The sequence below is a fragment of the Providencia sp. PROV122 genome, assembly GCF_028482365.1.
In the GTDB taxonomy this organism is placed as follows: domain Bacteria; phylum Pseudomonadota; class Gammaproteobacteria; order Enterobacterales; family Enterobacteriaceae; genus Providencia; species Providencia stuartii.
Window position 1 is genome coordinate 174,316 of the sequence record NZ_JAMPQI010000006.1, and the last position, 20,198, is coordinate 194,513.

The 20,198-nt window shown below is 41.7% G+C and carries 17 protein-coding genes; 14 read left to right on the forward strand and 3 right to left on the reverse strand.

Annotated features, from left to right (window positions below):
- Positions 1 to 9: 9 nt before the first annotated feature.
- The gene (locus PSE69_RS05710) at positions 10 to 984 is read right to left on the reverse strand and encodes a Bug family tripartite tricarboxylate transporter substrate binding protein (RefSeq protein WP_004921205.1); all 975 of its coding nucleotides are present in this window, start codon (positions 982 to 984) and stop codon (positions 10 to 12) included.
- A 291-nt stretch (positions 985 to 1,275) separates the two neighbouring features.
- Between PSE69_RS05710 and tctD the strand changes: the two genes are divergently transcribed.
- Both tctD and PSE69_RS05720 read left to right on the forward strand, forming a co-directional pair.
- A complete protein-coding gene (tctD, locus tag PSE69_RS05715) occupies positions 1,276 to 1,944 on the forward strand; it encodes a transcriptional regulator TctD (protein WP_004921202.1) in 669 nt (222 codons plus the stop codon).
- Positions 1,941 to 3,359, forward strand: a complete 1,419-nt coding sequence (locus tag PSE69_RS05720) for a sensor histidine kinase (protein ID WP_004921200.1) — start codon at positions 1,941 to 1,943, stop codon at positions 3,357 to 3,359. The genes tctD and PSE69_RS05720 overlap by 4 nt, the downstream gene beginning before the upstream one ends.
- A 58-nt stretch (positions 3,360 to 3,417) precedes the next feature.
- On the opposite strand, the gene PSE69_RS05725 is transcribed toward PSE69_RS05720, so the two are convergent.
- Positions 3,418 to 6,753 (reverse strand): SEL1-like repeat protein, encoded by a 3,336-nt coding sequence (locus tag PSE69_RS05725; protein ID WP_163885679.1) that lies wholly within the window; start codon positions 6,751 to 6,753, stop codon positions 3,418 to 3,420.
- A 393-nt stretch (positions 6,754 to 7,146) separates the two neighbouring features.
- The gene (locus PSE69_RS05730; protein WP_014656279.1) at positions 7,147 to 8,076 is read right to left on the reverse strand and encodes a DMT family transporter; all 930 of its coding nucleotides are present in this window, start codon (positions 8,074 to 8,076) and stop codon (positions 7,147 to 7,149) included.
- A 99-nt stretch (positions 8,077 to 8,175) separates the two neighbouring features.
- Here PSE69_RS05730 and PSE69_RS05735 point away from each other — a divergent pair, with 99 nt between their 5' ends.
- From PSE69_RS05735 to PSE69_RS05790, 12 genes are all read left to right on the forward strand, one after another.
- Positions 8,176 to 8,967: an AraC family transcriptional regulator gene (locus tag PSE69_RS05735; RefSeq protein ID WP_076914126.1), complete on the forward strand. Its 792-nt coding sequence runs from the start codon at positions 8,176 to 8,178 to the stop codon at positions 8,965 to 8,967.
- A 132-nt stretch (positions 8,968 to 9,099) separates the two neighbouring features.
- Positions 9,100 to 10,230, forward strand: a complete 1,131-nt coding sequence (gene pdxB, locus PSE69_RS05740) for a 4-phosphoerythronate dehydrogenase PdxB (RefSeq protein ID WP_121874606.1) — start codon at positions 9,100 to 9,102, stop codon at positions 10,228 to 10,230.
- 100 nt (positions 10,231 to 10,330) lie between these two features.
- Positions 10,331 to 11,341 carry an aspartate-semialdehyde dehydrogenase gene (locus tag PSE69_RS05745; RefSeq protein WP_121874607.1) on the forward strand — a complete coding sequence of 337 codons (1,011 nt, stop codon included), beginning with the start codon at positions 10,331 to 10,333 and terminating at the stop codon, positions 11,339 to 11,341.
- Positions 11,341 to 12,156 (forward strand): tRNA pseudouridine(38-40) synthase TruA, encoded by an 816-nt coding sequence (gene truA, locus PSE69_RS05750; protein ID WP_121874603.1) that lies wholly within the window; start codon positions 11,341 to 11,343, stop codon positions 12,154 to 12,156. Before PSE69_RS05745 ends, truA begins: the two co-directional genes overlap by 1 nt.
- A gap of 128 nt (positions 12,157 to 12,284) precedes the next feature.
- On the forward strand, positions 12,285 to 12,971 hold the full coding sequence (locus tag PSE69_RS05755) for a DedA family protein (protein ID WP_036943938.1): 687 nt from the start codon (positions 12,285 to 12,287) through the stop codon (positions 12,969 to 12,971).
- 159 nt (positions 12,972 to 13,130) lie between these two features.
- Positions 13,131 to 14,114, forward strand: a complete 984-nt coding sequence (gene accD, locus PSE69_RS05760; RefSeq protein WP_036943936.1) for an acetyl-CoA carboxylase, carboxyltransferase subunit beta — start codon at positions 13,131 to 13,133, stop codon at positions 14,112 to 14,114.
- Positions 14,107 to 15,396 carry a bifunctional tetrahydrofolate synthase/dihydrofolate synthase gene (folC, locus tag PSE69_RS05765; protein ID WP_183124486.1) on the forward strand — a complete coding sequence of 430 codons (1,290 nt, stop codon included), beginning with the start codon at positions 14,107 to 14,109 and terminating at the stop codon, positions 15,394 to 15,396. The genes accD and folC overlap by 8 nt, the downstream gene beginning before the upstream one ends.
- A 5-nt stretch (positions 15,397 to 15,401) precedes the next feature.
- The gene (dedD, locus tag PSE69_RS05770) at positions 15,402 to 16,082 is read left to right on the forward strand and encodes a cell division protein DedD (RefSeq protein WP_004921181.1); all 681 of its coding nucleotides are present in this window, start codon (positions 15,402 to 15,404) and stop codon (positions 16,080 to 16,082) included.
- A 179-nt stretch (positions 16,083 to 16,261) separates the two neighbouring features.
- Entirely contained in the window at positions 16,262 to 16,765 is a 504-nt protein-coding gene (gene cvpA, locus PSE69_RS05775) for a colicin V production protein (protein ID WP_004921179.1), read from the forward strand.
- Positions 16,766 to 16,779: 14 nt separating this feature from the next.
- Positions 16,780 to 18,297 carry an amidophosphoribosyltransferase gene (purF, locus tag PSE69_RS05780; RefSeq protein WP_121874604.1) on the forward strand — a complete coding sequence of 506 codons (1,518 nt, stop codon included), beginning with the start codon at positions 16,780 to 16,782 and terminating at the stop codon, positions 18,295 to 18,297.
- A 405-nt stretch (positions 18,298 to 18,702) separates the two neighbouring features.
- Positions 18,703 to 19,527, forward strand: coding sequence for a YwqG family protein (locus tag PSE69_RS05785; RefSeq protein ID WP_121874605.1), 825 nt, complete (start codon positions 18,703 to 18,705; stop codon positions 19,525 to 19,527).
- A gap of 73 nt (positions 19,528 to 19,600) precedes the next feature.
- Positions 19,601 to 20,173: a UbiX family flavin prenyltransferase gene (locus PSE69_RS05790; protein ID WP_004921169.1), complete on the forward strand. Its 573-nt coding sequence runs from the start codon at positions 19,601 to 19,603 to the stop codon at positions 20,171 to 20,173.
- Positions 20,174 to 20,198: the final 25 nt, after the last annotated feature.

Here is a 20,198-nt window from a genome sequence, read left to right on the forward strand (position 1 = left end):
TGGCCTCCGTTATTTCGCTAAGCCAAATGAACGAGCTTGTTCGCGGTATTGCTCGATCTCTTTTTTGACATAACTATCCAGCTCTTGACCTGTTAAGTTATATTCAAATAACCCGCGTAGCTCACGTTGTTTCTTGAACTCATCGGTTTGTTGGAGTTTTTTGAAGGCTTCAACCCATTGATTATAATCTTCATCTGAGACTTTTGGCCCCATATAGAAACCACGAATAATCGGCCACTCAATGTCGTAACCTTGTTCTTTCGCTGTTGGAATATTTTCAAGGCCATCACCAAGGCGCTTATCGGAATAAACGGCTAATACACGCACTTTCCCATCATTAAGGTAAGGAGCCATTTCACTCATATCACCCGACATGACTTGGATGTGATTACCTAACAGTGCAGTTAAAGTTTCGCCACCGCCTTCAAAGGCCACATAGCGCATTTTGCGCGGATCCACATCAATCTGTTTCGCGAGTAATGCCGTCTTCATCCAATCTTGGCTACCTACCGATCCACCAGCACCAAAGACGATACTGTTAGGGTCTTTTTTGAATGCCTCCATCAGATCTTTTAGATTTTTATAAGGAGAGTCTTCACGAACAGCTATCATGCCGTAATCACTTCCCACACTGGCGAGCCAACGTACATCATTTTCGTTGTAACGACCAAATTTCCCTTGCGCTAGGTTAAGCAGTGAGCCGCCTGAGAAAGCAACGATTGTGCCAGCTTCGGCTGGGCGTTGTGCAACGATGGCATTATAAGCCACCGCGCCAATACCACCAGGCATATAGGTAACACGCATGGGTTTTTCAATTTCTTTGGTTTCGAGTAGGGAAACTTGCACTAACTTACAGGTTAAATCAAATCCACCGCCGGGTTTTGCTGGTGCGATACATTCAGTACGCTCAGGTAGAGCCGCAGCTTGGTTAAGACCAGCAAAGAAAAGGGCAGCAGCGAGTGTCGCTAATGATGTTTTTTTCATTCTTTATTTCCTCACAAAAAAGCAGACAAAAAGAGATGTCATTGTTGTTTTTCTAATCATCATCATTGGCTCATAAAGCTTTCATTTACCTTTCATTAACAAATGAAGTTGTTTTTTTGTGATGAATATCAGATTGTTTATTATTAGTAGTTTTAACTTGTTAATTTAATGTTAATTTGTATTCATGTAATATTCTTGTGAGCCACCTTGAAAATATTGTGCTTAAGTATTTTATTTCTCAGGGGTTAATGCGAACGTATACTCAGTATTGAATGAATTGAGAGCATACAAATGAGAATATTATTGGTTGAGGATCATGACGAGTTGTCGTTATGGTTACAAAAAGCGCTTAGTTCGACCGGCTTTGCTGTCGATATTGCGAGTGATGGCGCGATTGCTGATCAATTATTACAAACAGAAAGCTACTCATTAGTGGTATTAGATGTGTCGTTGCCAAGGCTCAGCGGGTTAGAAGTACTTGCCCAAATGAGAAAACGGGGTCAAGAGATCCCCGTGTTGTTGTTAACGGCAAACTCAGATGTCTCAGATAGGGTCAAAGGGTTAAATGCAGGGGCAGATGATTATCTCACTAAACCGTTTGATTTAGCGGAATTAGAAGCTCGGATCAGAGCATTATTACGGCGGAGCCAAGGGCAGGTGAATGAGCCACAACGTTTTGGTTCACTTTGCTACCATGAAGAAGGCTATTTCTTAGTGGATAAAGAGCCGCTGGCCTTAACACCAAGAGAATTCGCAGTACTTAATACATTATTTCATCGTCGTGGGCGGCCTGTCTCAAAGACACAATTATTCGAACAGGTTTTTTCATTGTCCGATGAAGCTAACTTACAGAGTATTGAATTGTATGTGCATCGAGTAAGGAAAAAACTCACAGGAACCGATGTCAATATCAATACGCTTCGCGGATTAGGATACCGATTAGAGCAGTGTAGTGTATGAAATTAGTCTCTCATCCACGCTCTCTCTTTCATCAGTTACTGCTCTTTTTCGGTATCCCCCTCATTATGTTGGGGGGATTCTCCGTTTATACTCACTATTACAGTGCCAAAAACGCGGCAAATCAGGCTTATGATCGGACATTATTGGCTTCGGCTCGTACTGTTGCCGAGCGGCTAAAGGTTGAAAACGGTCATTTGATTGTTGATGTTCCTTATGTCGTTTTAGACAGTTTCGAACGAAATATTAATGACCGATTGTTTTACCAAGTGATTGCGCCTAATGGTGAAACGATTTCTGGCTATGATGACCTACCTGAAATTCCCCCAAATTGGATGCGCTCTCAGTACTATACGGCGCTGGTCTATTTTTATGATGCCGAATATAAAGGTTTGCCTATCCGTGTGGCCACGTTTTATCAACCGATAAATGAAGGTGGCATGATGGGAATGGTGCAAATTCGCGTTGCTGAAACAGTCTCTTCGCGGCATGAGTTTGCTCGTCAACTATTAATATCCTCATTAATGAGCCAAGGTACAGTCGTGTTCCTGACATTAGTGCTGGCCTATTTATTACTGAGTAAGCTATTAACGCCGTTGAAAAAGTTATCTCAGTTAATGATGGGGCGCTCTGCTAATGATCTCACACCTATTCCTGATATTCTGCCATGGTCTGAATTATCGGCACTCGTGGACGCCCTGAATCGCTATATTGAAAGGCTAAAACGGATGGTTAAACGCCAAGAGCGCTTTAGTGCCGACGCTTCTCATCAATTGAAAACACCTTTAACGGTACTTAAAACCCAAGTGTCGGTTGCCCTGAATAGTACAAATGAAGTTCAGCGGCAGCAAAGTCTGCATGCGATTAATAAAACCCTCGACAGTACGATTGTCTTAACTGATAGGTTATTGCAACTCGCGCGTTTAAAAGCGCATGAGAAAGAGGCTATTCGTCACTATCGCGCGATTAATTTAGTGGAGTTAGTCCAACAGGCTTGTTTTACACGATTGGGGCAAGCCGAAAGTAAAGGAATTGACCTTGGTTATGAAGGACAAGAGCAATCATGGATTAAAGGTGAGCCTATTTTATTGGCAGAAATGTGTGCGAACTTAATCGATAATGCCATTAAATATACCCCTGATAACGGTATTGTAACGGTACGGATATTATTAAGTGAAAACAAACAGCATACCATATTAGAAGTTGAAGATTCAGGACCCGGTATCCCCGATAAAAAAATCAGTCGCTCAATGGAAGCATTTACACGCTTAAATAATGCATTAGCTATGGAAGGATCAGGTCTCGGGCTTGCGTTAGTGAAAGATATTGCAATTTATCATGGTACCGACCTGCAATTATTGAAGGGAAGAGAACTCGGTGGTTTGTTGGCAAAGGTGGTGTTTCAAACTAGCCAGTGATAAGTCAGATGAGGGTATTAATATAATCAACATTAGCACCCTCATTGCTGTAATTAACTTATTTATTCGTATTTTTGTTATCAAAATAATCTTGTACACGTGTTTTGATCGCTTCACGTTGTACATCTGTTAGCGTATTAAACATGGTGACATTATCCGTATCTTTATTGAGAATTAATGCATAGTAATAAGCTTCATTGGTATTTCCGTTTAGGATATGTGACTCATAAAGTTTTTCTAAAGCAATTTCAGGTTCATATTTTAATAAATATTGATACATCTCAATTGCCTTATCTAGATCTCGCGGCATATCGTAAAAGCCTTCGAAATAGATATCAGCAATGCCGATTATATGTTCAGTAGGAAGAGTAAGCTCATTGATAATCTTCTCATCAGCACTTTCCCTCATATTGAGATATTTTTTGAGATATTGAGTAGTACGCTTAAGATTTTCATGATTGACATCAAGGTGAGCATAATAAAAATTATATAGATATTTAGCTGCTCTGATATCACCTTTTTCATAAGCCTTTTGAGCATAATCTAGAGCCTTTTGGGGATTTTGGGTTGTGTAATATTCTGACAATAACATGAGAACATCATCACGATTTTTAGACTGTGACTCCAATAATTCTACATACGCTTTCTCATTTATCGGGCGACGGAATATATAACTATACTGTTCGGTTCCATCTCTATAGGCAGTAAGTAAAGAGTTAAATGCAAGATCTGAAATGATAGGATCGCTTGAGCCTAATCCCTCATGTAGAAATTGAATCATAGACTGGTAGAGTTCAGGGTTTGCAGCGACTTTTTTATTATTTACAGCTAAAGACGCAAAGTGTACTTTAGAATATAAGTCATTTTTCAAGGTTCCCGCTGAGTACAATTCACGCTTTTTGCCATCATTCGTAATGATTTTATCAAGCGCAGGAATAATGATATTTAAATCTTTTTTATCAAGTAATTTGTTATACCAATAGGCCGCAGCAGTATGTTGTTGTTGCTCAATATACCAATGAGAAAGTTTTAATGTCGCATTAATATCATTATTTAAAGCCGGTAATACTAGTGTATTATAGCGAAGCAGTTCATCTTCCTGACAACATGCGAGAGGGTATTGTTTTAGCCACGAAATAGCTTCATACCAATTAGGTTCTGCGATCCAGCGATTTTTTTTATAATCATAAATACCATTTTGCAATGACCTAATATATGTGTAAGCAGATTCTTGATGGCCTTGTTCTCCTGCGGTTTTAAAAAATTGCCTCGCTTTTAAATGATCAATGCTGGCGCCCCGACCATATGTGTGTGCAACGCCTAGTTGATAATTAGTGGTGGCATCTTTATCTTTTAATGTATATTTCTCATCAAACTTATCCATTTCAGCGAGATAGCGCTCACCATCTTTACCTGATTTCTTCAATAATTCACGCGCTTTCGTTCGGTTCGCATTAACAAGGTGTAACCCATATAAATAATTTAAGCCTAAGGTGAGAGCAGCAGATTGATTCCCAGAGGCGATCTGCTTGCTATAATAGCTCATGATTTTAGCTCTGTTTTTTTCGAGCTGACCTTCATCCTCATAATAGGACCATAATTCATGTAATGCTTTAGCACTACCTAAGTTTGCTGCTTGATCTAGATATTTAAGCCACTTAACATTGTCTTCTTTTTGCCCATATTTACCAAATCGATAGACATCGGCTAGCCTGTGGGCGGCTTCGGCATCATTATTGTTGTATTGATTGAGTAGCTCATTGAATTTTTGTTGTTCTTTTTCAATAAGCTTCATATCGGATTCATAATTAAGAAATTCATAATTATCCGGTGTAATATGAATGCGCTTATAATATTTAAGTGCTTTTGAATAGTCTTTTTCGACGCCAAATTTACCATATTGGTAGCGATAACCAAGTTCGGCTAAACAGCGGTTACTTCCTTGGTCAGCGCATTTATTGTGCCACATCCAACGATCATCATTCGTTATCCCCGTGAGTTGGTCAAATCTATTATCATCAAAAAGAGTTCCGGGTAGACGGTCATCATCGACTTTACCATGAATAATAAACAGCATTGCATCAATGGAACCCAGTTCTGCGGCTGTAATTATGTCTTGATAATGTAATGCTAACGCCTTGTCATCAATTGTATTCTTGATGCTCATACGGTTAACATTCGCTATGGCATATTTAAACTTTGCGTCAGGGTTTTGCTTTAATAGAGGTTGAATAGCTGATTTTACTTGCTCATTATTAAGTGACTGTTCAACAAGAAATTGAATTGTTCCAGGATAGTCAAGAAAGTGTTTAAAGAGCAAGTTATAAGCGTTTTGACGCTCTATTGTGGTGAGATAATGATATTTTTGATCCGCTTTTAAAGTTGATAAAATAAGGTAGGCGGCTTGTTCTTTTTCGTGTTTTTCATATTTTATTAGCGCTAATGCATGATGTATATTCGCATCAGTAAAATAATGACTTGCTCTATTGTATAAGGAAAAAGCATATTCTCTATTATTAATCGGATCTTGTTCTAAAAGGTAGTCTGCATAGTAATGCGCTAAGCTATAATCTGGAAACAAGGCGGACTTATTTCTTTCAACACTTTCTCTGAGTATATCCATAACGAAATCTTTTCCAATTTCATCGGATACATCAAATTGAAAATAGAGTCGTGCTAATGCATATTGACTATCTTGTACTAATTTATCATTCGTAATATTTTCTTGTAAAAGACTGATCGCCTTTTTTAAATTTTGCTCTGTACCTAGCGCTAGAGCGTACTTTTTTGCGAGATCATAGTTGATTTCTGCTGATGGTGAGATTTCACTAGCTTTTTGAATTAGTTCAAATGATTTTTCAGGATTATAAAAATGCTTTCTATAGTCTGCATAGAGGTTTCCTACAGTGATCAGTGTTTTTGGAGAATTCGGATATTTTTCTAGCAGCATATTGATATATTTTTTGGCTTGACTATCAAGATACTTCCCTGGTGCATTATAAAGGTTGGTTGATTGGTCAATCATTTCGATTAATGCATCTTGATGCCCAAGTTCGGCAGCTAGCTGAAGGTATTTTTGAGCCTGCAATTGATCGGGTTTTAAACTTTTTCCATATTTGTCACCATTATAGATTTGATACAGTAAATAAGCTTTTTTTGCATAATGATCGTCAACAATCATTGAAAAAATAGTAGGGAGATTAACCGTTGATGATAAGTCATTATTGGCACTTTCGGTCAGTGATATTAAATCCTTTTGGGGGGCATCGGATTGAGAAAATGCATAACTAGGTGATAGTGGTGATATCTGACTTATTGATGGAATAAAACTTAGGCTTATCAATGCAGTTAAAAGCACAGTCGGTGTTATCAGTGGCTTAATATTAGGGAGCATGGTTATCCTTTTTCATATTCATCATAAATCAAGTTGTACTTTTATTTTAAACGCGATTACTTATATATTACCAATGCTAGTTTACAGTTGTTAACGCTTGGGGTATTAAAGAATAAACTGATCTTTTTCAGGAAAACCTGAAGCAAAAATTGCGTCAGGTTGTTTTAGCCAGCATGCCGTGATTTGCACGATATCTAACGGCAGTGGAATAAAAAATTTCCTTTTCCTGATAATATTAATTGCTTAGCGAATAACTTGTCCAAAACGGAATGTTTTGCTTATTTATATTTAGTTCAAACTATTCTAATTAATAGGTCATAATAAAAAACATAGCCCCACAAGTGTGGGGCATATGGATTACGACATTGCATTGCTTGAAGCTTAATTTTACTGCTAGGAGTCGTTTAAGCAATCTTTTTTCTGCTCAATTTTTTTCTTGCTCTTAAAAAGATGAGTCAGAGGGGTACGTAATTGCTGTGCTAACATAACACCTAATAATACCACGCCACCACCAATTAAATGGTAGCTTTGCAGCTCTTCACCGAGCGCAAAGATAGCGATGATTGCTGTAAATACTGGCGCTAAATTCATAAAAATCGAGGTCGTATTGGCGCCTAGGCGCATAACCCCTTGGATCCACAATGCAGGTGCGAGGATAGAGGCTGCAATACCCGCGAAGGCCACAAGACCAATGTTGTGACGGTTAAGCGACACGTCATCTGCCAATAAGAAATTGGGAATTAATAAAATAACGCCAAAGAAAACTTGTACATACAGTGAATCCCAACTTGATAATTGAATAGCCCAACGCTTAGTTAAGACGCCATATAAGGCATAAGCGGCAGAGGCAATCAACATCAACAGTTCACCGGTGCCTAATCCTTGGGAAAAGAGCGTTGCAGGGTTACCTTGGCTGACTAACCAAGTTAAACCCGCCAGCGATAACAGAGTACCGATAAAAATACCAACGGTTGGGATCACTCGCAGGACAAAAATACTGATGACAACAGTTAATAATGGGATTAAGGAGTTCATAATTCCCATAAAGGTTGCACTGACAGAATGAGCGGCATAATAGGCTAAGCTTTGGTAAAGCATCATACCCAGCGCCCCTAAAATGGCGAGTTGCCACCAATGTTTTCTGACTATCGACCAGTGACGCAAGACAGAGCGTAGCACAAATGGAGTCATGACAAGCAGAGCTAATGCCCAACGGTAAAAGGATATTGCGGCGGGATCGATAGCGGTTGCCGCGGCTTTATTCACTATCGCATTCATTGACCAAAGTAAAACCGCTATTAGCGGAAATAATAAATTTTTCATTAAAAGTTTCTCCCTAATGAGTGGCGTTAGTATACCGTTGTCAGATTTTTTATATATACTGATATCCAGACATTCGATAACGGTTTTCAGACAACATTTATGCAACAAGATCAAAAATCACCAACATGGCTGATTAATGAATGCAATATTATCGAACCTGTATTCATTGCATTGCGCCATGAACAAATTGATACTCAAAGCGAGTACAAATCGCATTCCCATCCATTTGGTCAATTGTTATATGTGGTGTGTGGCATTATGGAAATGGAAGTCGAAGGCAAACACTACCTTGCACCACCGGAATTTTGTGTTTGGATCCCCGCAAATACACAGCATGCAAGCTTTAATAAGCAGAGTGTGAAATTTCGTATTATCGATTTCGCGCAACGTTTTAGCGATAAATTATCATCCCGTGCTGGTGTGATTAAGCTCAGTCCTATCTTTCAAACAATTATGGCCGATCTTTATCAAAGGGGGGTCGTCGAGCCACAAACGGAGGAGGACATACGATTAGCCAGTGTACTGATTGACCAATTTGCAGTGTCACCTTGCCAAAAAACGTATCTGCCTATCACCAAAGATAAATTTTTATCGCCAATCCTAGCGTCTTTGCAAAAAGACCCTTCCGATAACACCACACTTGCGGATTGGGCGAAACGGAGTTACACCTCAGAGCGTACATTGTCGCGTCGTTGCCAGCAAGAGCTGGGAATGTCGTTTAGCGAATGGCGTCAGCGTTTACGCTATTTGCACGCCGTTTCTGCACTGGAACGAGGGAAAAGCGTACATGAAGTCGCACTGGATGTTGGCTATAGCTCAGCGTCTGCATTTATTGCGATGTTCCAACAGATCTCAGGGGTAACACCCGACCGTTTCCGTGCGAAAGAATAGTGAAATCACAGTAATCGCACATAGGCAATGTGCGTGGAACGTGGCAAAATAAGCACTCATAAAATGAAACAACCATACAGTAGTTTGTATGTTGATCATTGAGCATACAATGACATGATTGGGGCGAATAAAGTGAAAATTTTGGTTGATGAAAATATGCCGTATGCTCAGCAGTTGTTTAGCAAACTGGGTGAGGTTAAAGCCGTACCTGGGCGTCCAGTACCTGAAGTTGAACTTCTGGATGCAGATGCGTTAATGGTACGTTCGATAACAAAAGTTAACCGAGCACTATTAAGTGAAACGCCTGTCAAATTTGTTGGTACTGCCACGGCAGGTTTTGATCATGTAGATACGGCATGGTTGAAGGAAGCCAATATCGCCTTTTCTTCGGCTCCGGGGTGTAATGCCATTGCGGTGGTTGAGTATGTTTTTTCGGCCTTATTGATGCTTGCTGAACGTGACCATTTCGATTTGCGTGATAAAACGGTCGGTATTGTTGGTGTCGGGAATGTGGGTGGACGCCTCGCTAACCGATTATCCGCTTGGGGAGTGAAAACGCTTTTATGTGACCCGCCTCGTAAAGCAAAGGGGGAACAAGGGGCGTTTTTACCGCTGGAAACCTTGTTAGCTGATGCGGATATCCTAACGTTCCATACCCCATTGAATATGGATGGCGCAGATAAAACCTATCATTTAATGGATGCTGAACGCTTATCTAACTTACGTGATGGTACGATTTTAATTAATGCGAGCCGTGGTGAGGTTGTTGATAATCAAGCACTATTGTCTTTGTTAAAGCAAGGCAAAAACATGAGCGTTGTGTTAGATGTTTGGGAGCCAGAGCCTAATTTAGACACGGAATTATTAGAATGGGTAGATATTGGCACATCGCATATCGCAGGTTATACCTTAGAAGGGAAAGCGCGCGGTACGACTCAAGTTTATGAAGCGTACTGCCAATTTTTAGGTCAACCGGACCGTATCGCGCTATCATCGTTATTACCGAAACCGGAGATCAGCGCCATCACTTTTCTCGGTAAATTAACGCAAAGTCAACTCAAAAGGTTAGTTCATCTGGTGTATGATGTGCGTCGCGATGATGCCGCACTACGTGAAGTAGCGGCAATCCCTGGTGAATTTGACAAATTACGTAAACACTACCAAGAACGCCGTGAGTGGTCCTCTCTTGAAGTGCACTGTGATGATGAGCAAACGGTATCTCAACTTGCTGCACTGGGTTTTAATGCACATTTAATTAAGTGATCACAGCGTGTCTCGATAAAGGTTGGTGAATGTAACATCAACCTTTTATTAAGACGCGTAGATGATTTCATTTAATGGTTATATTTTTGGAGAAACAGCAATGACTGAAGGTTGGAATATTGCGTTATTGGGAGCCACCGGGGCTGTCGGTGAAGCTATTTTAGCATTATTACAAGAACGCGAGTTCCCTGTTGGCGAATTGCATCTATTGGCGAGTGAACGAAGCGCTGGAGAAAGCCTGCGTTTTAATAATAAAAGTTATCAAGTTCAAGACGCTACCGATTTTGATTGGTCACAAGCTCAAATCGCGTTTTTCGCCGCTGGGGAAGAAGCCAGTTTATATTATGCAGAGCGTGCCGCCCAAGAAGGGTGCATCGTGATTGATACGAGTGGTGTATTTGCGCTTGAACCTGACGTACCTTTAGTTGTTCCCAGCGTGAACCCTCATGTGCTTGCTGATTACCGTAACCGCAATATTATTGCACTAGCGGATAGTTATGTAAGTCAGTTACTTAGTGCGACGAAGCCATTGATTGAAGCGGCGGGTATCGGCCGTATCACCTTAACAAACATGTTGTCTGTTTCCTCCTATGGCAAAGCGGCTGTTGATGAGTTAGCGGGGCAGAGTGCTCGCTTATTAAACGGTATTCCTGCGGAAGAAGGGCGTTTTAGTAAACAATTGGCGTTTAATATGTTGCCTATGCTGGCAGATATGGAAGGCAGTGTACAGCAAGAACGCCGTTTAGTTGAACAAGTCAGAAAAGTTTTACAAGACGATGGACTACCTGTTGCGGTGAGTTTTATTCAATCGCCTGTGTTTTATGGCAATGCTCAAGTGGTGTATCTCGAAACATTTCGTCCTGTTGGAGTAGAAGAAGCTCGAGATGAACTGGAACGTTTTGATGATATTCAGGTCTCAGAAGAAGGTGATTATCCAACTCAGGTCACTGAAGCATCGGGTAATGATCGCTTAAGTATTGGCTGTATTCGTAATGATTATGGTATCCCTGAAATTTTGCAATTTTGGTCGGTGGCCGATAATGTGCGTTTCGGTGGCGCTTTAATGGCAGTGGAAACGGCTGAAAAACTGGCTCAGGAGTTGTTTTACTGATGTCAGAGTCAACAAAGTTGTCTCGCGTTGCGTTAGGCATCGAATACAATGGGAGTCGTTATTATGGATGGCAGCGCCAACAGGAAGTGAAAAGTGTGCAAGGCTGTCTTGAAGACGCTTTGTCAAAAGTGGCGAATCATCCGATTAATGTATTTTGTGCAGGTCGCACGGATGCAGGGGTTCACGCAACGGGGCAGGTGGTGCATTTTGATACCCCTGTGATCCGCAAAGAAGCCGCATGGACAATGGGAGTCAATACCCATTTGCCAGAGGATATTGCGGTACGTTGGTGTAAACCTGTCGATGAAGAGTTTCATGCGAGGTTTAGTGCAACAGCACGCCGTTACCGTTATGTCATCTTTAATCACCGTTATCGGCCAGCGATTTTGTCCAGTGGAGTGACACATTTTCACTATCCACTAGATGAAAAAAAGATGCATGAAGCGGCGCAAGCTCTGTTGGGGGAAAATGATTTTACCTCATTCAGAGCAGTCCAGTGTCAGTCGCGGACACCTTGGCGTAATGTGATGCATGTGCAAGTCACACGTCACGGTAATTATGTCGTGGTGGATATTAAAGCCAATGCTTTTGTTCACCATATGGTCAGAAATATAGTGGGAAGTTTGCTAGAAATTGGCTGCGGTAATCAGGATATTAATTGGATGGCACAATTGCTCGAACTAAAAGACAGAACGAAAGCTGCGGCAACTGCCAAAGCTGATGGCTTGTATTTAGTATCCGTTGATTATCCTGAAAAATTCGCTTTACCGTCGAATGTGATGGGGCCGTTGTTCTTAGCGGACGAACTGATGTGAATCTAATTTTATATACTCTAAATAATTTCAGAAGCAGCTAGGTGACTTGTGTGGGTGTCCAGAGTCAACAGTGCCGTCATTGAAGGTATCATGAGTATAGCATGGATGCTATTGATAATGAGGTTTGTATGGAGTTTATCAGTTTTATTATCGACTTTATTTTGCATATCGATGTCCATCTAGCAGAGTTAGTTGCTGAGTATGGTGTATGGGTGTACGGTATTTTATTTCTGATCTTGTTTTGCGAAACTGGGCTGGTCGTTACCCCATTTTTGCCGGGAGATTCGCTGCTGTTTGTCGCTGGGGCTATTTCCGCGTTAGATAGCAATGATTTAAACGTACATTTAATGGTCGCATTGATGATTACAGCCGCTATTCTTGGTGATGCTGTTAATTATGCGATCGGGCGTATTTTCGGCGATAAACTGTTTAAAAACCCGGATTCAAAAATATTCCGTCGTGTTTATCTGGAAAAAACCCATGCTTTCTATGAGAAGCATGGTGGTAAAGCAATTATTTTGGCTCGTTTTGTGCCGATTGTTAGAACATTTGCGCCATTTGTTGCGGGAATGGGCAAAATGTCTTATCGTCATTTCGCCTTTTATAATGTGACAGGGGCGTTATTATGGGTACTGTCATTCACTTATGCAGGTTATCTGTTTGGTGATCTACCCGTTATACAACAGAATTTGAAATTATTGATAGTGGCAATTATCTTTATTTCAATTCTTCCGGGGGTGATCGAAGTGATTCGTCATCGTCGTGCCGCCGCGAAAGAAAAACGTGTTGCGGTTGAAAAAAGTGATAATCCATAACGGATTTAAAAGTTTTTATCCACAGTGGTGTACCATTGTGGTTTAATGGCACAAAATTACATACTGGCGTTTTACCTGAGTGAGTTGATGTGGCAATTATTTTTGTTGCTTGAATTCGCTAAGGAAAGTCAGAGATCAATCAGACGAAAAGGTCCATTAATGAGCTGGATTGAAAAAATATTAAAAAAAGGTAACTTGACCCAATCAAACAAAGTCAACATCCCAGAGGGTGTTTGGACAAAATGTGATAGCTGTGGGCAAGTCCTCTATGGGGCTGAATTAGAGCGTAACTTACAAGTATGCCCTAAATGTGATCATCACATGCGTATTCATGCACGCCAGCGTCTTGAAGCTTTCCTCGATGAAAACTCGACAACAGAATTAGGCAGTGAGCTTGAGCCAAAAGATGCGCTGAAGTTCCGTGATTCCAAAAAATATAAAGATAGACTCTCAGCGGCTCAAAAAGAGACCGGTGAAAAAGATGCTATCGTCGTAATGAAAGGAACGTTAAAAGGGATGCCAGTTGTCGTGGCGGCTTTTGAGTTCTCTTTCATGGGAGGCTCTATGGCTTCCGTGGTAGGTGCACGTTTTGTGCGTGCGGTTGAACAAGCTTTAGAAGATAACTGCCCATTGGTTTGTTTCTCTGCTAGTGGCGGTGCGCGTATGCAAGAAGCGCTGTTATCACTGATGCAAATGGCAAAAACCAGCGCGGCATTGGCCAAAATGCAAGAGCGTGGGTTACCTTACATTTCTGTGTTAACTGACCCAACCATGGGGGGGGTTTCTGCAAGTTTGGCGATGCTAGGTGATATCAACGTGGCTGAACCAAAAGCGCTGATCGGTTTTGCAGGTCCTCGCGTTATTGAGCAAACTGTGCGTGAAAAGCTACCTCAAGGCTTCCAGCGTAGTGAGTTCTTACTGGAAAAAGGGGCGATTGATATGATTGTTCGTCGCCCTGAAATGCGTGATACCTTGGCAGATGTATTGGCAATGTTGACTAACAAGCCAAGTTTTAATACCACTGAAGATACATTAGTCGTCGAAGAAGAGGATGTGAAAATCGATATCGCCAGTGACGATGCTGTCATCGATGCTCCTGAGCAAGTAAAGGACTCTGCTAAGCATAAAAAAGATGATGAATAATCAGTTTACAATCCCTAATGCCGAGTCTCCGCTGGAGGCTTGGCTCTCTTATCAGACAAACTTGCACAGCCAAAATATTGATATGGGGCTAGAGCGAGTTGGCTTAGTCGCCCGCAAAATGGGTTTAACACAACCCGCACCTCGCGTCATTACCGTCGGTGGTACTAATGGTAAAGGTACAACCTGCCATACGATTGAATCTATTTTGATGGCTGCCGGTCTGAAAGTAGGTGTTTACAGCTCACCACACCTTGTTCGTTATACGGAACGTGTTCGTATCCAAGGTTCGGAATTGGCCGAGTCCGACTTTTGCCGTGCCTTTGCAGAGATTGAACAAGAGCGAGGCGATATCTCTTTAACCTATTTTGAATATGGCACGCTGGCGGCATTAACGTTATTTAAGCAAGCCTCATTGGATGTCGTGATCCTTGAAGTGGGTTTAGGTGGTCGCTTGGATGCGACGAATATCGTCGATGCAGATGTCGCGGCGGTGACCAGTATTGCACTCGACCATACCGATTGGTTAGGGTCAGATAGGGAACATATCGGTTTTGAGAAAGCGGGTATATTCCGCGGTGGTCGCTATGCGGTTGTCGGTGAACCTGATATGCCTCAGTCAATTGGTCAACATGCCGAAAATATCGGTGCGTTGCTGTTTCGTCGGGATAAAGATTGGTCATTTGAACAACAGCAAGATTGTTGGGCATGGCAGAGTCGTCAATGCCAATGGCTGAATTTACCACTACCTAATGTGCCGTTAGCAAATGCAGCGACCGCATTGGGGGTGATATGTTGCCTTAAAGAGATTGATAGCCAACTTGCGACTAAAATCACTGATCAGGCAATTCATGACGGCTTGCGATCGGCTCAGTTACCGGGGCGCTTCCAAATTATTGGTGAAAAGCCATTAATGATTTTGGATGTCGCGCATAACCCGCACGCTGCTGGATATTTGATAAACCGCTTAGCACAACTGCCTGCTGTGGAAGGGCGTCGTGTCAGAGCCGTGGTGGGAATGCTTGGAGATAAAGATATTCAAGGTACACTCACCTGTTTATCAGAGCAAGTGACGGATTGGTATGTGGCTCCTCTTACTGAGTTTCGTGGGGCGCCTGCCTCGCAGTTGAGTCAATATCTTGATTCACCACAAGTATTTGATTCAGTCGATGACGCGTGGCAAAAAGCGTGCCTTGATGCAACAGATAACGACATCATTGTTGTTTGTGGCTCATTCCATACGGTCGCTCACGTAATGATGTTGTTAGAAAATTCAAAAGGATAAAATCGGTGGCGAGTAAATTTCAGAATCGTCTTGTCGGTGCCATTGTTTTAATCGCGGCGGGGGTCATTGTATTGCCTGCGCTACTTGATGGCGATAAGAAATATAATGAAAATGAATTTGCGGCCATTCCTATTATTCCTAAACCTGGTGATGAACAGGATATCGAAGCTATTGCACCGCTGGCACAAAATCCGGCGTCAGGCCAAGCTTCTGAGGCTATGCTGTCAGAAGCGATTTCCGAGCAGAAGCAGGAGGAGCAACAGCGACAGCGTGAGCAACAAGCCGCTGCAAATTCTGCCTCTCAACCTCAAGAGGTGCCGAATATCCCTGCTGAGGCACCTAAACAGGTGGAGCCAAAGCCTGAACCTAAACCAACGCCAAAACCTGAGGTTAAAGTAGAGCCGAAGCCAAAACCTGAGCCTAAGCCAGAAGTACAGGCCCCACAAGGTAAAGCTTTTGTGGTACAGCTTGGGGCGTTGAAAAATGCAGCAAAAGTTGAGGAAATTGTCGCAAAATTGAGGTTGTCAGGGTATCAGGTTTATACCGTACCTTCACGGCCAGTCAATGGGCAACTGACGCGAATTTTTGTCGGACCAGAAGCTTCAAGGCAATTGTTAGAAGGCGCACTACCTGAGCTACGTTCAATCACGGGGCTACAGGGAGAGATTAGGGCTTTTAAGCCATGATATTAAAATAGGAATATCACAAAAAGCCTGAGCTTTTAATCAATTACAGCGGCGAAGATGAATTTTTCTTTTCGCCGCTGGTTTTTTTAAATTGTATGTAAATTGGTTACGCAAACGTTTTCGTTTTCTGTTAGAATGCACTCCAGCCACTGCCGTGGGTGCGAATTTTGGAATAAGATATGGTCTGGTTAGATTACGCAATTATTGCCATCATTGGCTTCTCGGCATTGGTAAGCCTGATCCGTGGGTTTGTTCGAGAGGCGTTGTCACTAATCACATGGGGTTGTGCTTTTTTTGTTGCTAGTACATTTTATCCTTACTTGGCGGAATACTTTACGCGCTTTGAGGATATACTGGTACGAAATGGTATCGCCATTGCAGCATTATTTATCGCGACATTAATTGTCGGTGCTGTTGTGAACTATGTCATTAGTTCTCTGGTTCAAAAGACTGGCTTATCGGGTACAGATCGTGTTCTGGGGATCTGCTTCGGAGCGTTGCGTGGGGTATTGATTGTATCGGCATTACTCTTTTTTCTCGATACTTTTACGCCCCTACCTCAAAGTGAGGATTGGCAACGTTCGGAACTTATTCCGCAGTTCAGTCATATAATCAGGTGGTTCTTTGACTACCTGCAAAATGCGTCAAGTTTCCTACCGGAGAATATTTCTCCGTCTGGCTGATGAGGAAAGACTAAATGTGCGGTATTGTCGGTATCGCCGGTGTTACGCCGGTTAACCAATCAATTTATGATGCTTTGACGGTGCTTCAGCACCGTGGGCAAGATGCAGCAGGGATTGCTACCATTGATGGCAAAAATAATATTCGCTTACGTAAAGCGAATGGCCTCGTCAAAGATGTCTTTGAAACGCGGCACATGCTCCGACTACAAGGTAATATAGGGATCGGTCATGTCCGTTACCCAACCGCAGGTAGTTCGAGTGCATCAGAAGCGCAGCCCTTCTATGTGAATTCACCTTTTGGTATCACCCTTGCTCATAATGGTAATCTGACAAATGCGCATGAATTAACGCGCCGTTTATTTGAAACCGCCCGCCGCCATGTCAACACAACCTCCGACTCTGAGATTTTGTTGAACATCTTGGCTTATGAATTAGACCGTTTTGACCACTTTCCGTTAGAGCCAGACAATGTGTTTACGGCGGTTGCGGCAATGCATAAAAGGTTGCGTGGCGCATACGCATGTGTTGCATTGATTATTGGGCACGGTATGTTGGCGTTTCGTGACCCTTATGGTATCCGGCCATTGGTCTTGGGGCGCCGCATATTAGAAAACGGCGCACAAGAGTACATGGTCGCTTCAGAAAGTGTTGCGTTGGATACGTTAGGCTTTGAATTCTTACGTGATGTCGCACCCGGTGAAGCGGTTTATGTGACAGAGCAGGGGCAGTTGTATACTCGCCAATGTGCAGAAAACCCACAATTAACGCCTTGTTTATTTGAATACGTCTATTTTGCTCGTCCAGACTCTTTTATTGATAAGATCTCGGTTTACAATGCGAGACTACGTATGGGGCAGAAATTAGGTGCTAAAATTGCCCGTGAATGGGAAGATCTGCAAATTGATGTGGTTATTCCAATTCCAGAAACCTCTTGCGATATCGCCCTAGAAATTGCCCACATATTAGATAAACCATATCGCCAAGGATTTGTCAAAAATCGCTATGTGGGGCGCACCTTTATCATGCCAGGCCAGCAGGAGCGTCGTAAGTCGGTGCGTCGTAAGCTCAATGCAAATCGTGCAGAGTTTCGTGATAAAAACGTATTGTTAGTGGATGACTCTATCGTGCGTGGCACGACCTCAGAGCAGATTGTCGAACTTGCTCGTGAAGCTGGCGCGAAAAACGTCTATTTTGCTTCCGCTGCACCAGAAGTGCGTTTCCCAAATGTGTATGGCATCGATATGCCGAACGCGAATGAATTGATCGCCCATGGGCGTGAAGTCGATGAAATTCGTAAACTGATTGGGGCAGATGGATTAATTTTCCAAGATCTGAATGACTTGGTTGATGCCGTTCGTGAAGAGAATCCAGAAATTAATGAGTTCGAGTGCTCTGTATTTGATGGTATCTATGTCACAAAAGATATTGACCAAACTTACTTAGATTATTTAGAAAATCTCCGTAAAGACGATGAATTAAAAATTAAAGATCAAAATGAAATTGAGAACCTAGAAATTTATAACGAAGGTTAATCATTTCTTTATACATATTAAGAATGCCAGCGAGATGATTGCTGGCATTTTTTTATTCACCGCGATTGATTCTACAAATACTTTTCAATAAAAACATTCAAAAAAACTGCATATATTTTAATCTTTAAATTAGTCAGTGATGAAAACAGTTGCTAACCTGAAATCGGTTTCTTGCTCTTATTTAATCACCATAAGAGATTTTTATTTGATTACCAGATACCAAAAGACAATAAAGATATTAGGCTCTTATTTGAGATAAAATAGGTAATTAATCGTTGTGAAATCAATATTTAAGTTAGGAATTAAAAGCACGTTATTAAAATAAAAATTTCCAGTTATATCTGATATATTGCTGTTTTTAATTGAGTATCTTGTTGTGAATATCCTCACGCATCTGGAGTTCTCATGATTGACCTAACAGCCTTACCCGATAACTTAAAGCCTTTTGTTGATAAAATCACGGCTACAGCTAAACCAACCATAGAGATGCAACTCACGCCTGTTGAACAGCCGATTTTGTGGGAAAGTCGTATTGGTGGCATACCTTATTTGCCTTTAGGCTCAGATTTTCCTGTCGATAGTGATGGCATTCCTTTAAAACTATTGGCACAAATTAATTTCGCACAAATGCCGCCACTTGAAAACTATCCAACAACTGGATTATTGCAGTTTTTTATCGGCGGTGATGATTTGTATGGTGCGGATTTTGATGATCTACAAACCCAAAACGGTTTTCGCGTCATCTATTGGGATAGTGTTATTGAAGATAACGCAAAACTCCAACAAGACTTCTCCGCCATTGAAGCCGCTTATGAAGATGAGTATTACTCACCAATAGAAGGGCAGTTTAGTCTCGAATTCACACCCGCGACACAATATATCAGCTCGAACGACTTTCAGTTTGGCCGCAAAATTTTAGATGTTGATGATCTGTATGATTACGAAGATCAGTTTGAAGGCGAGGATTTTTACGATGAATGGCTAGAACCTTACAATGAACACTTTGTGTCGAACGGTCATCGTATTGGCGGCTATCCTTTCTTTACTCAAACCGACCCTAGAGAGTATCGTAAAGAAATTCAGGACTATGTATTGTTACTGCAAATCGACAGTGATTATGAAACTGGCATTTTATGGGGCGATATTGGCGTCGGTAACTTTTTTATTCATCCTGAAGATTTAAAAAATAAAGATTTCAGCAAAGTGGTCTATAACTGGGATTGTGGTTGATAGATTTAAGGGCTTTTCATTGCGATAATTGCTACTATGGTTGTTGGTGATATCGAATCGTGCGGGGAGCAGAATGAAGAAGCTAATCATTGGGTTAACAGGAGCAAGTGGCGCAATCTATGGCGTTAGGTTATTAGAGGTGCTAAAACCTGTTAAGAATGTGGAAACCCATTTAGTGATGAGCGCAGCGGCCCGTCAAACCTTATCATTAGAAACACATTATAGTGTCAAAGAGGTTCAGCAATTAGCTGATCATCATTATGATAGCCGCGATATCGCCGCGGCTATTTCTTCCGGCTCCTTTCGTACAACGGGTATGGTGATTATGCCATGCACCATGAAAACACTTTCTGGCATTGTACACAGCTATACCGATACATTAGTCACTCGTGCTGCCGATGTGGTCTTGAAAGAAGGTAAAAAACTCGTTCTAGGGGTACGTGAAACACCGCTGCATTTAGGGCATTTAAAGTTACTGGTGCAAGCGGCTGAAATGGGAGCGGTCATTATGCCGCCAATGCCAGCCTTTTATCATCAGCCTAAATCCATTCAAGATATTGTTGACCAAACAGTGAACCGAATCCTCGATCAATTTGATATTGAATTAGACCAAGATTTATTTACCCGCTGGCAGGGAGGGAAGTAGTTTTATTCGATTACCAGTTATAAAT

Excerpts from the sequence above, each read along its gene's own strand:
- PSE69_RS05755 (WP_036943938.1), top strand. The coding sequence starts at position 12,285 with ATGGAGTTTATCAGTTTTATTATCGACTTTATTTTGCATATCGATGTC.
- PSE69_RS05745 (WP_121874607.1), top strand. The coding sequence starts at position 10,331 with ATGACTGAAGGTTGGAATATTGCGTTATTGGGAGCCACCGGGGCTGTC.
- folC (WP_183124486.1), top strand. The coding sequence starts at position 14,107 with ATGAATAATCAGTTTACAATCCCTAATGCCGAGTCTCCGCTGGAGGCT.
- PSE69_RS05735 (WP_076914126.1), top strand. The coding sequence starts at position 8,176 with ATGCAACAAGATCAAAAATCACCAACATGGCTGATTAATGAATGCAAT.
- cvpA (WP_004921179.1), top strand. The coding sequence starts at position 16,262 with ATGGTCTGGTTAGATTACGCAATTATTGCCATCATTGGCTTCTCGGCA.
- PSE69_RS05785 (WP_121874605.1), top strand. The coding sequence starts at position 18,703 with ATGATTGACCTAACAGCCTTACCCGATAACTTAAAGCCTTTTGTTGAT.
- tctD (WP_004921202.1), top strand. The coding sequence starts at position 1,276 with ATGAGAATATTATTGGTTGAGGATCATGACGAGTTGTCGTTATGGTTA.
- PSE69_RS05710 (WP_004921205.1), bottom strand. The coding sequence starts at position 984 with ATGAAAAAAACATCATTAGCGACACTCGCTGCTGCCCTTTTCTTTGCT.
- purF (WP_121874604.1), top strand. The coding sequence starts at position 16,780 with ATGTGCGGTATTGTCGGTATCGCCGGTGTTACGCCGGTTAACCAATCA.
- PSE69_RS05720 (WP_004921200.1), top strand. The coding sequence starts at position 1,941 with ATGAAATTAGTCTCTCATCCACGCTCTCTCTTTCATCAGTTACTGCTC.
- accD (WP_036943936.1), top strand. The coding sequence starts at position 13,131 with ATGAGCTGGATTGAAAAAATATTAAAAAAAGGTAACTTGACCCAATCA.
- PSE69_RS05790 (WP_004921169.1), top strand. The coding sequence starts at position 19,601 with ATGAAGAAGCTAATCATTGGGTTAACAGGAGCAAGTGGCGCAATCTAT.
- PSE69_RS05725 (WP_163885679.1), bottom strand. The coding sequence starts at position 6,753 with ATGCTCCCTAATATTAAGCCACTGATAACACCGACTGTGCTTTTAACT.
- truA (WP_121874603.1), top strand. The coding sequence starts at position 11,341 with ATGTCAGAGTCAACAAAGTTGTCTCGCGTTGCGTTAGGCATCGAATAC.
- PSE69_RS05730 (WP_014656279.1), bottom strand. The coding sequence starts at position 8,076 with ATGAAAAATTTATTATTTCCGCTAATAGCGGTTTTACTTTGGTCAATG.